We start from the raw sequence: 13,600 nt of genomic DNA, 5'->3' as shown, positions 1-13,600 counted from the left end.
CTTTCTTGGACGCTCATCACAGAATTGCGAACGTATCACCCTGGCCGAATTTGTCTATCCCGGCGGCGGACGAGTGGACGACCGAGGATCAAGCGCACTTTTATGGAAGATCGAGTCGAAAATCCGGTTTGCCCTGCTGTCGTTCAAATGTGGCTGGTGACGATTTTACCGTGTACTGTATATGCATCCAGCACCACAAGAAATGCTCCTATGAACCTCATTTCCCTACGGCAAATCACTGAATCCGAGCTGCCTACCCTCCTCCAGGTTCTGTCAGGTCGCGCCTCGGGCGGCTTTCCCAGTCCAGCGGCCGATCACTACGAAGCCCGATCTCCCTGGACGACCTGGTAGACCTTAGAGCTCCACACGTCTGGCTCGGTGAAACGGAGGGGGACAGCATGTCGCCGGCGGGCATCTTGAACGGTACCAAGCTTGTCATCGACAGGGCACGGACGCATCAGGTTGGCAATGTGGTGGTGGCATATATCGACAATCAGCCTGTGGTCAAACGTCTGGATCGACAGCTCAATGGTGGCTGGATGCTGAGCTCTGACAACCCCAAGTACAGATCATAACACCGGCGTTGCACGCGCTGGCTTCGTCGGTCACGGCGTACCACGTTCAACAGCTGATTCCTGGCTACACGGTCTGCAAGCGCACACTCGCTGAGAGTGCGCGCTCAGAGACCCGTCATAGCGACAGCGCTTGCTCCTCGCCTTCAATCGTTAAAGTGTTCAGGACTTCAATGTCTTCATCCTCATCATCCTGGGAGGAAGCGACTGCGGGTGACCATTCGCGTAGCTCAACGACAGCTGGGAGTTTGTCCAAGGCGTGCGTTGGTTCGATACCGAGGTCGGCCAGGCGCTGGAGGAGCTCGGCGAAGATTTCTTCTTTATGCATGCTCCAGGATGAGGCGAAGCACCGCCAGAACGTCCACCCTGCACGCTCAAGGATACGCTGGCGGTTCATGTCCGCCTCCCATCGATCAGGGCCATGGAAGGCGTCGCCGTCACACTCAATGGCCAAGCGATTATCGTTGGCGCCCTCAACGACCATGTCGAGTCTGAATGCGCCGCTCTTCACCTGCGGGATCACACGGTATCCACGCTCAACCAATCGGGTGAACACTTGCTGCTCAAAGCCTGACTCGCACAGCTTGATAAGGCCGTCCTGATCGACCTCCTCCTCAGTCAGCGGTTTGCTGAAGTACTCAAGGAGCGTTCGGCGCACGTCTTTTTGGGAGAGGTGATCAAGGGTAACCGATCGAATCAGGTACATCCTGTCGCGCGCACGGCTGGCTGCCACGTTGAACCGTTGCTCGGCAGCATTGCCCGAGAGCGGGTGACAATTCTCCGGGTCAGCGACGAGGGAAATGAAGATGATATCGCGCTCGCTTCCCTGGAAGGTGCTGGCGTCGCCACAGGCAAATTCGCGGGCATGGAGCTCTGCTGCAGGGCAGCGTTCGCGCACCAGTGAGTCGACGAATTTTGCTTGCTCCATGCCCCCCAGCAGCGTCACCACACCAATCGAGCGACCCGCATATTTGTCGTTCTTGATGAGCGCCTGGATTTCCTCAGCGATAGCTTCAGCCTCAAGCTTGTTGCAGCCCTTCTTGTTCCGCACCCCGTCCTTGACGTAGATGTCCACCAGCGGTGGATCGAGACGTTCAGACGGGCGAGGGATTCGAAGGGGCTGGATCGCGCCACCGTAGAACTGGTTGGAGTAGGAAATGATGGGAGGGACGCAGCGGAAATGCTCACGCAGCATAACCATGTGGCCCGCGAAGACTCGGGACGCCAAATCGTACAGTGATTTATCCGGTGTCATGTCCGCCCCATAGGGCTGGTCGTTCAGATACCGGTTGCGAAGTTCGCCAATCCGTTTACCCGATTTGAAACCACCATCGGGAGAGACCTGCTTGTCATCCCCTACTACGAGTACCTTCTTGGCTCTGACGATCGCGGGCAGAGCCCATAGATCTGACTGGCTCGCCTCATCGACAATCACCAGATCGAATGCGCCGATCTCTGCCGGCATGGATTCAGATATCTTGGCGTGACTCATGATCCAGCAAGGCACAGCGCCGGCGGCGTCCTGCATGCACTGCTGGGCGTCACGGCGGTAACGTTCCGCGTTCGGGCCTGTCCCTTGCCCAATCTTGCGTATGGCCGTCGAGTAGCCGGCGAGTGCTTGCAGCACCATAGGACTGGCATTGGCTTTGGTGGAAAGCCACGCTGCTCGGCTCACGACCTCCCGGTACATGCGAGCCAGGCCCGTTTCAAGTTTTACTCGTTTGCTATTGAGCTCAACGAGCTCGTGGCGCGCTTCAATGCTCTCAAGATGGGAGCGAATCCGCGCGTGTTGCCACGCCTCCTTCCAACTGCTTGGGAGGGCCAGGTCTTCAGCACCGTTCTCAACGGGGACAGTCAACAAGCGCTCGGACAGCTTTTGCGCCCCAGCCTTCATCACTTGGTGTGCGCCTTCGCGCACATGATTCAAATGTCCCCCCAGGGCTTTGATCCGCTGCAATTCTGTGAGCAGGTCTACGTACAGGGATACGATCCGATGCGAATCCTGATCCGGGCTGCCCAAACACTCCAGGACGAACGACCGGAGTCGGTGGGCAACAGGGCTATCGCCCGCAACTTGGGCTTGCAGAATCGCGAGCGCGGCTGCAGCGAGACTGAGATCAAATCGCGCCAGGTTCTGGTTGAGCTGATCTCGTAGGCCACGTATTTCTGCGACTGTCAGGCGATGCATGCTATCCGGCGCATCCGCGAAGACGGCTTCGCAGAGCGGCTGCACCTTGTCAACGTAGTGTGCAGTGAGATCGACGGCTGCCTGGACTGCGATGATGGTCAGCTCCAGTTCCCGGAGATGAGCCATGCCCGATTGAAGTCGAGGGATCCCCAGAGTTTCAGCCAATGGGTTCCACCTTGCAGAGAAGGATCGCACGTCAGCGTGAAGCTTCAGATAGTCCAGGACAGTCTTCCACTGCTCAGAAGACTTTGGCGCCGAGCCATTGATACGGACGTGACTGATGTGTGCCTTGGCTTGAGAGGCTCCAAAGCTCATGAGGCCAAATGGCTTACCTGTGTCGGCAGCTCTTTCGACAGCCTCGGCCGTTTTCTCGCAATCCAAAGCCTCATCTGGGAACTCAACAAAGTTTTCCAGCATCACCTTACGGCGTTGTATCAAAGCCTGTGCCACCGGGAGCATGCCTACCAGGACAGAGAGTTCACTGTCGTAGCGGCGACCTGCGGCCTTGAGGCGCAGCTCCAGCGACCAAGGAATTTCGGACTCTCCGCCCTCGTGCAAGACCTCCAGTTTCTCTTCGCACAAACTCAGTTCTAGAACCAGCTCCCTGGCGGCTGCAATAACGATTTCGCTGTCGGACTTTAGAGGCTTCAGCTCACCCTGACCCAAGGCATGTTCAAGAGACTTCAGCTTGCAGAGTGAGCCGTGGAGTTTGCCAATGTCGGCCGCTGCCGGTAATTGCTCAACTTCCGGCAAGCTGGCGTCGACGTACACAAGGTCATTTCCAAGCTCGCGGCGAGCTTGTCTCAAGTTCTTACCGACTTCACCATCAAAGGGCAGCGAATGTTCAGGGGATAATGACAGTACGTCGTCAAACCAGGCGTATTGGTCTGCGCCCTTCATGAGCAACTCGGCAAGCTCCTCCGCACGGTATTTCGCATCGCCGACCTGAATATCGGAGAGCTGAGTCAGCGCAATCTCATTGACGCGACGATCAAGTTTCACCAGCTCGGTATGAGCGAGGTCGATGGACTGGTGCAGGCGATCAATCTCTCCCCGAGCCAGGGATGGATTGATTTGCGAGACCTGATGTTGGATCGCCTCGATCGAGCCTTGGAATTGCCGAATACCCTCTCGGTCACTCGTCAGCAGTGCGACCGTGAGAGGCCTGACCTCAGCGGGTATCTTGGATTGGAGTACCTTCAAGGCTTGCTCGCCACGAGAGGTGACCAGAACGCGTTTACCCGTCGCGAGGTAATGGCAGATGATGTTCGCGATCGTATGGGTCTTGCCGGTACCGGGAGGGCCTTGAACCGTTACGCCGGGAGCGTGCTCGAGGCGTTGTACGATCGTGACCTGCTCATCGTTGTAAGGGAGCGGAAAATACAGCTCCTTCGGCTCAGCGGTCGATCCATCCATGCTTCTGCTGGATAGCCCACGGAAGTTTACGTGCTGGTAATCAAGGGCGATCGTCGAGGCCGGGGTCACTAACGCAAGCGGGCCCGCGGGGAGTTCAAGACACTCCTTGAGCTTCTCCCGAATTTTGCGCAGATCATTGATCAACCAGTTGCTCGGTTTAGGCCGTGCGAACACAACCCAAGCATCGCTTACCTGCAGAGTTTCACTTGGCTCAGGGAACCGCTGGGCGCCGTCCCCCATTAGCTCGGCATATTTGCCTTTGCTGTCCAGGCTTCTTGCCGAGAGCTTTAGCACATCACCGAAAGTCGATGGCAGGAATGGGTTCAAGGGCGCGTCGGCGTGTCTGCCCAGGTGATCGCGGATGGCCCTTTCGCACTCGCTGGCGCCAGGAACATTTGCGTTTATCAACGCATCGAACTCGATCATCGGTTCGGTGGCTCGCGGGCGAACTTCGACCGCCATGCTCTGCTCGTTCAACGATATGTCGAGTGCCTGCGTGAACAATGGATAATTGAAGCCCTGCTGCACATCGTTGATGGTTAGCGTCCAGGCGCTGACGCCTATGCCCCAGACCAGTTCACGAGCGGATTTTCCCGTCTCCATCTGCTGCATCAACGCGAACATGTCGCCATAAAAGCTTATTGTCCTGCGACGGGGCTTCTCGTGCTCAGCCCATTCGTGCCACTGAACCAGATAGGTCGTCAGCGCAGCCAAAGCTTGCGCACGCACCTCAGACTCAATGACGGCAATGTCGCCTTCAGGGTCTTGATCCTGCTGTTCGCGAATACGCTGATGAAGCGCCTGTTCAGCTAGCACGGGTGGCTTGGCAGGGTTGTTGCTGACGGTGATGAGGGGGCTGTAGTCTCCGCCAACGGGGGTCGGAGCACGTGATTCCTCCAGTCGTTCGATCTGCAGCCAGACGTTGTCGCCCGGAAACTGGAGATCAAAGTGCAGCCCTGGAAGATCCAGAAGCGCCGCCGGCTGATACACATCATTGACAGAGCTTGTGAGCTGAAAGCGCGACGGATCAAGTTCCTTGAGGCTTTCCTCCGCATACTCGAACAGTCGGCTGAGGAGCTCATTAGGCGTCCGTTGCATGTTCATACTCCTTAACAATTCAGGGCGCGGTCACCGGTAAATATGGCGCCAAGGATGCCATATTGCTTGCCGCCATAGTTTCAAAATCGCTCGGTTCCGACGAGTGTCCGGGCGCCCTGCTCGGCTTCAGGCAGCTCCGTAAGCTGGGGGCGACACTTGCGGCCGTTCAGAGCTCGCAATGATCGGATCAAGCTTCATGATCGGAGCCAATGGTGTGAATCGCTCAGCCCTGGCAATGAGCATCTGAGACAGGCGCTGATGAGCGAATGTCCAGGCTGAATTGCCTGCAACAAGTTGACGCGGATTTCCGGTGATCTGATCCATGCTTCATTTCCTCGGTCGTATCGAAGGCTTGTCGGGCCCGGCACTGTCCTGAACCTCTACCGCTGAGTGGGGATCGCCCCCCTCCCCCAGGCTCGGCCTAGCAAGCTCTGCCTGGCGTAATTGATCGTTCTCGCTTTGAAGCTGAGCCATCCGCGTCATGGCTTCTTGCTCACGTAGATTCGCTACAGCGGCGGACTTGTGGAGCGCCTTGGCCTCTTCACGCTGGGCCGAGAGCTGCTCCTTGAGATGCTCGCACACACCGGCGGACTTCGCCTGATCCTGGCGTAGCGCCTCAATTTGGGTACTTAGCGTTTGGACGAGGGCTTCCTGAGTATGCAGGGCCTTGGTTTGCTGCCTGGCTTCAGCCAGAAGACGTTCGTTGTCTCGGTTGAGCCTCGTTGACTCGTCCTGCTTTACCGCGATGGTTTCCCGCAGCTTGCGTTGTTCAACCTGCATCTCGTGCAGTTGAGATTCGTGCCTGCGTTGATCTTGATCACGCTGCTGCTTTGCCGCCTCTCGATAGTGCTCAAGCGCCCCGCGGGCCTGGACGTGCTTTTCCTCAAGCGAAAGGATGTGCTTGTCCTTCTCGGCAACAAAGACCTCCAGATCGGAACAACGCTGACTTAGCCCTGCATTCCGGTTCAATTCGGCCTGCAGTGAGGAGTGAGTGGTTGCGAGTTCTGCACTCTGTGTCTCTAGCGCGGCGGTTTGGGTTACGGAATGCCGCTGCGCCGCAGCCAATTCGGATCTAAGTACCTCGGCTTGGCCTTCAAGCGCCGAGCGTTGCAGCTCAAAAGCCGCAGTAGCTTCGGAGATGGCCTGCTGACCCTCTTCCATCAGTTGATCCAGGAGGGTTTGCACCATGCTGTTGAGCGAGTCACTCAGACGCTCGCGTGCTGCCGCTGGCTCGCGAGCTAAAGGGTCAAGCTCCTTCAGGTAGCGAGAAATGGTCGTTTTGGAGCCTGTATTCCCCAGTTCAACGCGCACCGCGTCAATGCTGGGGTTGGCTCCTCGGGCTAGGAGGGCCTGACGTGCTTTTCGCACAGTAGCTTTGTTGATTCCGCCGCGGGCCATCAGGCTCTCCTACGATTTCGTACTGTGTTACATGACATGTATTTACGTATCACCATTCATCAATATTACGCCCTTTGATCTCGCGTAGCTAGGAGACCATAATGGAGACTTATAGCTTCTTCTCGTTCGAAAAGACTTTTAGCGGCCCCTGAAATTGTGGAATGCTGAAAACACGCAGATTTTGAAGGCGATAAGTGATGGAAAAGGCTGACCGGTACCTGAAGGCTGGGACGAGAGAAAACACCCGGAAAAGCTACCGGGCCTCGATCGAGCACTTTGAAGTGACGTGGGGCGGCTACCTGCCCACCACTGGCGATGGGATCGTTCGATACCTAGCTGAGTACGCCGATAAGCATGCGATCAGTACGCTCAAGCAGCGCTTGGCTGCGCTGGCGCAATGGCATATCACCCAAGGATTCCCAGACCCGACCAAGACGCCTAGTGTGCGCCAGATGATCAAGGGCATCCGTGTTGTGCACCCTGCCCAGGTGAAGCAAGCCGCTCCTCTCTTACTCGGGCATCTAGAGCAGGCCGTGAAATGGCTAGAAGCTGAAGCGAGCGCTGCGCTTGATCGCGGGGATTACAAGACGCTGCTACGCCATCGTCGTTCGGTTGCGATGGTGCTGATCGGGTTCTGGCGGGGGTTTCGTGGGGATGAGCTGGCTAGGCTTACAGTAGAAAATACGAAAGCCTACAGCGGTGAAGGCATCACATTCTTCTTGCCCTACACCAAAGGCGATCGCCAGCATGAAGGGACAACGTTTCAAACGCCGGCTCTGAAAGTGCTCTGCCCCGTCGAGGCCTACATCGACTGGGTTACGGTTGCCGGTATTGCAAAAGGGCCTGTGTTCCGGCGCTTGGATCGCTGGGGAAACCTAGGAGATAAGGCCGTACAACCTCATAGTCTGATCCCCATGCTGCGCCGCATTTTTAAAGAAGCCGGCCTGCCCGAGGAACTGTACAGCACCCACTCTATGCGACGCGGCTTTGCGACCTGGGCATCAGCGAATGGGTGGGACATCAAAGGACTGATGAGCTATGTGGGGTGGAAAGATATGAAGTCGGCGTTGCGTTACGTCGATGCCGGCATCTCTTTTGGAGGCCTCAAAGCTAATTCAGGTACACCGCGACTGGAGACCTTCTGATTGCTCGTAGAAGTATCTACGTTGCAACACAACGAGTTGTTGAGGCCAGCACGCCCTTGGGTAAGGTGAAGTGGAGAAAAGGGGTCTGCATTTGAAGCCTTCAGAACAAACAAATTTGGCTATCTCATAGCCTAGGGACGTTGATGCGAACTTTACACAGCTGGGATTACAAATTACTCGATACGCCTAAGCAAATCGAATGTCCCGTTATGGAGGTTATTGGGCATGATTCCGAATCCGCCCTACTTGTAGGGCCTGGCCAAATCTCCATTAACTCCTCTACTTCGATGAGTTTCGTCATGCATGCAGAGGCTAAAGATCAGGGTCGGGCCTTCCAAGCTCTAGTGCACGCAAAAACCAATCCCTACGAAAATTTGGAACAGCTAAGAGTATTTGCTACGGACTACGAAGGCACACGCTGGAACTGCGGCTGGGTGAATGTTCAGCTGGGTGAGATAACACAGTCTCGGTGGCGCTTATCAGGAGCAATCCAAGGGATCATGACCATTGTCTCAGGCTACGGTGTGGCTCGGGACGCCGGCGTGGAAGTCATCTACGATACCAAGCTGTCTCTGCCTCAGCCTCCGCTTCAGAAGCGTGGTGATCCAGGGCTTGGCAAGAATGAAATACGAGATACAGTGACTGTCGAGGGAGTGAAATTGCAGTTCTTCGACAGCTCAAACGGTACGAGAACTCTTGGCGTTGCAGAGGTCTCATCAAGTTTCAGCCACCCCTACGCAGAAAACTGGATTAGCGAGCCTTTCAATATCTTGCTTGGTCAATTGATTTACCCTCGGCTAGTCGCTAGAAATATGGGGAACGGTACTGCCCAGGTTTCGTTGCGCGTAGTTCCTGAGCATACGGCGAATCAAAAGATATCATCAATCCTATCTGAGCCTAGCAGGGCAGACCACAAGCGGTTTTGGGAGCTCTACGGAGCGATGCTCTCAGTCGTGATTCATTCCCGAGACGGATCGGATAATCCGAATTTTGAACTGAACCCTCTTACCCATTACTATCAGGAGCTCGCTCAAGCCACGACCGGCTCAAACTGGGTTCTGTGCATGACACTGGCCAGTATCATTGAGGGTTTAGCAAATCTGATGTACCCGGTCAAGGATAGGGTTTCAGATATTGACGTGAATAAGGTCGGACGCCTTAAGGCTTACATAGAGGAGTGGAAAGAGGATATGCATCTTCGCCAGCGGATGTTGGACTCACTGGCGAGAACAAAGACCAACGGAGTAGCTCAATCTCTACGAGGGCTTTGCAAGACCGGCGTACTAGAAAGCGCTCATCTAAAAACTTGGCAAACTGTCCGTAATCAGGTCATGCACGGGGAACTAGTTTCGCCTTGGTCAACTCAAGAGCTGGAACTCCAGCTAAAAAATTTGGTTCAGCTCGTACACGGGCTCAGCGAAGCCTATATTCGACATTTCATCAGCAAGAAGTGAAACCCGTCCATGATGGATGAGCACGCAATTTCTCGAGTTACTTGTGAAGGCCCGGGTTAGGGTCTGCTGATTAGACTGGAGCAACTTCTTCTTTGGAGTAGCGCAGAATGTAGGTGTCTCGAAAGGGCATCACCTCAAACACCCTGTCAGCGTTTGCAGATGTAAAGGTAACTAATGCTTGGGCTGGCCTGATTGACACCACACCTGAAATTGTACCGATCATTTCCCAAACTCCGATCATCACCGGGCTTACTATCGCGTCAGGATTCAGTGGCATGGCTTTGGAATAGGCCCAGGCGCTGCTCGATTAGCTGCTGAGATAGTGACGGGTGAAAAGCCGTTCGTTGACCCCGCCCCGTATCTTTTAAGCCGATTCAGCGACGGTTCACGCATACGCCGCCCGGAAATGATGTAGTGAATCTTAGGCGAGCGTGTGCATAAAATGCTGGCTCAGGCCGTCTGAGCCACTGAATCAAGCGGATGAGCACATGTTCAATCCTCGCCTCTTGTGTGGTACGTGACGGTCTCCTGAGGCATGCGTGTCGTCTAACTCCGAGGAAAAAACTATAGGAGATGAGACAGCTGTCGTAATTGTTGGCGCCGGTGGTATTGGTATCTCCATTGGCCGCCTTCAGGTATTTGGCAAGACCGTCCTGCAGATGGCGACGCTGAAATTGCGATATCTTAGAGAGATATTGCCGACGTAGCGCTTATGCCCTAATTTGGAAATATCCATACCTTGCACCGGGGAATGCATCCCCAGATACTGGTCTCGCGGCCGGAGCGAACCTCCTTAGGCGCGCTCAGAACTTCCAACGGATGATCCTGCTCGATCTTAATCACAACGATGCTGAAGCGCTGCTACGACACAGCCAGCAGTTCGCGGCCGCGTCCCAAGGACAGCCGAGAAGGCCGGCGCCCAGAATCTGCTCTTGGAGAGCTGGCAGAGGCAATTCAGAAGCACCTCTACCCTCCCGCACTGGTCGCGTCGAATTCAGCCTCCGAAGAAGGGTGATATTAAGCCTCCCTGCAACCTGGATAACACCACATGAAATGGAACACGACTCGATTCCGTCGTCGAGCGACGGTATTTTCGCTAGGAGCACTATTTATGACCGCACTCCAGGTCGCTTCGACGATCATAGGGCCTTGGCTTCCCTACGCATTCGCGCCCAAATCGTCAGACGGCTTGAACCCTAACCTATTGGGCATGTGGCAGGAAAAATATCAGTATCCGGATCGCACCGCCGTCGTAGGCTTTGAGGGCACTACGCAGTTTTTTGCCAACAAAACATACAGGGTGTCCGGCCTGCTAAATATCACACTGGGTACGGCTGTACCTCGACCCCCGGTTGTTGTCAGCTACGACTTCATCGGTAACGGTGAGTGGCAATCCACTGATGAGGAATTAGTCACTAAGCTGCTCAATGTGAGAACTAAGCTGGTGGCAGTATCGATAACCGGCAAACCTATGTCCATACCTGTACATATGCGCCGTGCCGGCGACGATCTTGGTAATGAAAAATCCGAAATTGAGCAAAGGCTACTATTGGCCCAGTCGCAGCGATACGACATCCGCAAAACCGCGAAGAACGAGGTCATTCTTGAGACAAATGGTCTGTACGCTGACAGCTTTCTGATCAACATGACGCGCACGGACAGGATGTATATGAGATAGCTGTACCGCCCCAGGGCAAGATATGATTCGCCCAGACACCCCCCATTAATAGCGCATTGGAAGCCAACCTTGTCCGAACAGCTTGTTAACTCCCCACTTGAATTGATCGACGTAACGATCAAGGTGCTGCCTTACCTCGGAGCAGTCGCTCTGATGCTATATGTGATACTCCGAACCAATGCGATGTTTTACGTGGTTTACCGATGGCACCAATTGCTGGGAGCCGCGAAGAGTTTCAATAGCAAATTTGTACAGCGGGTCTGGGCGGATCACGAAGACCTGCAGCGCTTCAACCTCTGGTTTGGCCTAGATCTCAAAACGTCTAAACACCTGGCGAAGCTGCTCTCATGGCTGGGTCGTAATGATTTGACGATTGAAGAGCTATGTCGAGCACGACGGTACTTCGATGCAAATGAACTGACGTTCAAGATTCCCTCAAAGCGCCGGCGCCGAACCGTCCGCGCCCTGATGCTCGCCGCAATGACTTTTCTATTCCTATCCTCGTACGTCCTTACGCACACTCACTACGCATGGCTTACGGTCAAAAAAACTCAGACCATGTTCTGGGTGCAGCCAGACGAAGCGTTTAACGGTAGCAGTAAGTGGCTATCCTGGGCAGGTGCTGCGCACTGGACTGTCGGCAATGACTACTGTCTATTCTCCGACGGCTTGGAGCCCTTTACAGAGCAGTGGGACAAAGATGTGATCTGCAGCTTGGTTTTGGGCAATAACAACCAGAGAATCGAAGACGTGATTCGTGAGCAATGGGCGATTGGATTCGGCGCTGGCTGCGCTGCGTTTGCTTGTCTCCTATTTCTCATGTTCATGATTGATCGTGAGAACAATGCCAAGGTGTTGAAGAAAAAGGTCGCCGAGGTGGCGGCGAGCGTGAGTTAGACTTCCCAGGTAGGCGTTACCTGTACCTCCAGCATACCCAGCAGTGGACTTCCTATGGCAGCAAATAACACGCCGAAGCAATCCGATTCGCCCCCCTCGCTGGAGAGCAGTATTCGCGGCAGATATGAGCAGATGTCTGCCTTGGAACAAAAACTGTCCGACGTAATTCTCGCCTCCCCCGGTCAGTTGGCAATGCAGACCGCCACCGAACTCGCGAACCATGCAGGCGTCTCAAAAGCCACCACCACGCGTTTCTTCCGCTCGTTGGGTTACGACTCCTATGAGAGTGCCCGGCGTGAAGCGCGCAAGGCGAGCACCGGAGGATCCCCTCTATACCTCCAGCATCTGGGGGACGAAGATCGTGATCCACAAGCGCTGATCCAGCACCACCTGGATCAAGAAGTCGCAAATCTGGTCAAAACGTATGGATCCTTAGACCAGACGGAGCTGTTCGAGATAGCGCAAGCCATTGCCAAGGCCCGCCGGGTGGTGCTGATCGGGTACCGCCACAGCCAGACCATCGCGGTGATGTTCCGCAGTAATCTGATCCAGGTGCGCGGCGACATCCTGCTGCTACCAGCACCCGGCGATAGCTTGGCTGAGTACATTGCTGGTCTGGACGAACGAGATGTGGCCATCTGCATAGGCTTGCGTCGACGCGTGCCACAGCTAGAAAGTGCGACGTCGGCGATGTCGCGGCTCGGTGTTCAACTGCTGTACATCTCTGATGTGCTTGCTGGAACGCCCGCTAAGCTCGCGCGGTGGGTAATCCGGTGCCACACCGCAGGCAGCTTGATGTTTGACAGCAATGCCAGCGTCTCTAGCATCACTAACCTGCTCTGTTCACTGGTAGGCAAAGAGCTGCCGGCGAAAAATCCACCCACTTGGCACAGGCTGAGGTCTTGCACCAAGAACTGGGCGAGCTGGAATGATGCAGGACGCGCTCGCACCAATCAGGCGCTAAGGCGCCCCTTACTGGCGCACAAATAAGCCCAGATGAAATTGTCCATTCGCGCTTGTGAAACATATGTTTCATATAGAGCGCCCATGAAACCCTGGTTTCTAGCGGGCTGACAGTTTTGTTTCAGTGCCTCAGCAGACAGTTGCATAGAATCTGCGATACACCTTGGGTCTACCACCACACCAAGGGCGCTATCATGAAAAAACTGTTCGCCGGTCTTCCTTTTGCGCTGGTCGCTGCAGCGCTCGCGGTTAGCCTCCACGCCCCGCTGTCCTCAGCCGATACGCTCGACGATGTGAAAGCGTGCGGCACTCTGGTCGTCGCCATCGACCCCACCTTCGCACCCTACGAATACACCGATGACAGCGGCGCGATCACTGTAAGCGTCCAGCCAATGCACCTTGCCTAGTCTAGATATGCCCAGCTATCGGCACCATCGAAATGGCGCACGGGTGTTGTTCCGACCAATTCCTGATCGAAATTATTAATATTCACCCCAACACCAGCACCTGCCCCCGGGAGGATCGCTTCCCAGTGAGTGGCGCACCCACAATTACTACAACGGATCGTCCTCAGGGTTTCCTGACCCCAAACATACGATGAGGTATTTTGAGGGTGTCCCTCGAACTTTACTGCACCAGTTTCATAGTGAGCCCAAAGCGCCCCGAGTCTCCGGCAAATAGAGCAATTACATTTGATGGCATGAACTGGTGGATGCGGGATGAACACGCGCACGTTTCCACAATGACAGGAACCTTCTAACAGTCCATTTTTGGCGTGGATTTTCATGTCA

The 13,600-nt window shown here is 55.1% G+C and carries 10 protein-coding genes and 1 pseudogene; 7 read left to right on the top strand and 4 right to left on the bottom strand.

What is annotated here, in order from left to right:
* Window positions 1-210 precede the first annotated feature (210 nt).
* Window positions 211-566 (top strand): annotated as a pseudogene (locus POR16_RS26885) (LexA family protein); the annotation flags it as partial.
* A 124-nt stretch (window positions 567-690) separates the two neighbouring features.
* Here the strand turns inward: POR16_RS26885 and POR16_RS12390 are convergent.
* From POR16_RS12390 to POR16_RS12380, 3 genes are all read right to left on the bottom strand, one after another.
* On the bottom strand, window positions 691-5,274 hold the full coding sequence (locus POR16_RS12390) for an AAA domain-containing protein (RefSeq protein ID WP_122381297.1): 4,584 nt from the start codon (window positions 5,272-5,274) through the stop codon (window positions 691-693).
* A 126-nt stretch (window positions 5,275-5,400) separates the two neighbouring features.
* Window positions 5,401-5,598, bottom strand: coding sequence for a hypothetical protein (locus POR16_RS12385; RefSeq protein ID WP_005886868.1), 198 nt, complete (start codon window positions 5,596-5,598; stop codon window positions 5,401-5,403).
* A 3-nt stretch (window positions 5,599-5,601) separates the two neighbouring features.
* On the bottom strand, window positions 5,602-6,672 hold the full coding sequence (locus POR16_RS12380; protein WP_005886870.1) for a DNA-binding protein: 1,071 nt from the start codon (window positions 6,670-6,672) through the stop codon (window positions 5,602-5,604).
* Window positions 6,673-6,869: 197 nt separating this feature from the next.
* Between POR16_RS12380 and POR16_RS12375 the strand changes: the two genes are divergently transcribed.
* The 6 genes from POR16_RS12375 (at window position 6,870) to POR16_RS12350 (ending at window position 13,216) form a co-directional block, all read left to right on the top strand.
* On the top strand, window positions 6,870-7,817 hold the full coding sequence (locus POR16_RS12375; RefSeq protein WP_005886872.1) for a tyrosine-type recombinase/integrase: 948 nt from the start codon (window positions 6,870-6,872) through the stop codon (window positions 7,815-7,817).
* A 299-nt stretch (window positions 7,818-8,116) separates the two neighbouring features.
* Window positions 8,117-9,271, top strand: coding sequence for a hypothetical protein (locus POR16_RS12370; RefSeq protein ID WP_122381298.1), 1,155 nt, complete (start codon window positions 8,117-8,119; stop codon window positions 9,269-9,271).
* A 1,111-nt stretch (window positions 9,272-10,382) separates the two neighbouring features.
* Complete coding sequence (locus POR16_RS12365; RefSeq protein WP_005886878.1) at window positions 10,383-10,949, top strand: hypothetical protein; 567 nt, start codon at window positions 10,383-10,385, stop codon at window positions 10,947-10,949.
* Window positions 10,950-11,018: 69 nt separating this feature from the next.
* Window positions 11,019-11,846: a DUF6216 family protein gene (locus POR16_RS12360; RefSeq protein ID WP_005886879.1), complete on the top strand. Its 828-nt coding sequence runs from the start codon at window positions 11,019-11,021 to the stop codon at window positions 11,844-11,846.
* Between the two features lie 54 nt (window positions 11,847-11,900).
* Window positions 11,901-12,836 carry a MurR/RpiR family transcriptional regulator gene (locus POR16_RS12355; RefSeq protein WP_005886881.1) on the top strand — a complete coding sequence of 312 codons (936 nt, stop codon included), beginning with the start codon at window positions 11,901-11,903 and terminating at the stop codon, window positions 12,834-12,836.
* Window positions 12,837-13,003: 167 nt separating this feature from the next.
* Complete coding sequence (locus tag POR16_RS12350) at window positions 13,004-13,216, top strand: hypothetical protein (RefSeq protein WP_005886882.1); 213 nt, start codon at window positions 13,004-13,006, stop codon at window positions 13,214-13,216.
* On the opposite strand, the gene POR16_RS27265 is transcribed toward POR16_RS12350, so the two are convergent.
* The gene (locus POR16_RS27265; RefSeq protein WP_005886884.1) at window positions 13,213-13,596 is read right to left on the bottom strand and encodes a GFA family protein; all 384 of its coding nucleotides are present in this window, start codon (window positions 13,594-13,596) and stop codon (window positions 13,213-13,215) included. The genes POR16_RS12350 and POR16_RS27265 overlap by 4 nt on opposite strands.
* Between the last annotated feature and the right edge of the window lie 4 nt (window positions 13,597-13,600).

The organism is Pseudomonas coronafaciens pv. oryzae str. 1_6, assembly GCF_000156995.2.
In the GTDB taxonomy this organism is placed as follows: Bacteria; Pseudomonadota; Gammaproteobacteria; order Pseudomonadales; family Pseudomonadaceae; genus Aquipseudomonas; species Aquipseudomonas tremae.
This window is presented reverse-complemented; position numbering and strand designations above follow the sequence as displayed.

Excerpts from the sequence above, each read along its gene's own strand:
- POR16_RS12390 (WP_122381297.1), bottom strand. The coding sequence starts at position 5,274 with ATGCAACGGACGCCTAATGAGCTCCTCAGCCGACTGTTCGAGTATGCG.
- POR16_RS12385 (WP_005886868.1), bottom strand. The coding sequence starts at position 5,598 with ATGGATCAGATCACCGGAAATCCGCGTCAACTTGTTGCAGGCAATTCA.
- POR16_RS12380 (WP_005886870.1), bottom strand. The coding sequence starts at position 6,672 with ATGGCCCGCGGCGGAATCAACAAAGCTACTGTGCGAAAAGCACGTCAG.
- POR16_RS12375 (WP_005886872.1), top strand. The coding sequence starts at position 6,870 with ATGGAAAAGGCTGACCGGTACCTGAAGGCTGGGACGAGAGAAAACACC.
- POR16_RS12370 (WP_122381298.1), top strand. The coding sequence starts at position 8,117 with ATGCATGCAGAGGCTAAAGATCAGGGTCGGGCCTTCCAAGCTCTAGTG.
- POR16_RS12365 (WP_005886878.1), top strand. The coding sequence starts at position 10,383 with ATGACCGCACTCCAGGTCGCTTCGACGATCATAGGGCCTTGGCTTCCC.
- POR16_RS12355 (WP_005886881.1), top strand. The coding sequence starts at position 11,901 with ATGGCAGCAAATAACACGCCGAAGCAATCCGATTCGCCCCCCTCGCTG.
- POR16_RS12350 (WP_005886882.1), top strand. The coding sequence starts at position 13,004 with ATGAAAAAACTGTTCGCCGGTCTTCCTTTTGCGCTGGTCGCTGCAGCG.
- POR16_RS27265 (WP_005886884.1), bottom strand. The coding sequence starts at position 13,596 with ATGAAAATCCACGCCAAAAATGGACTGTTAGAAGGTTCCTGTCATTGT.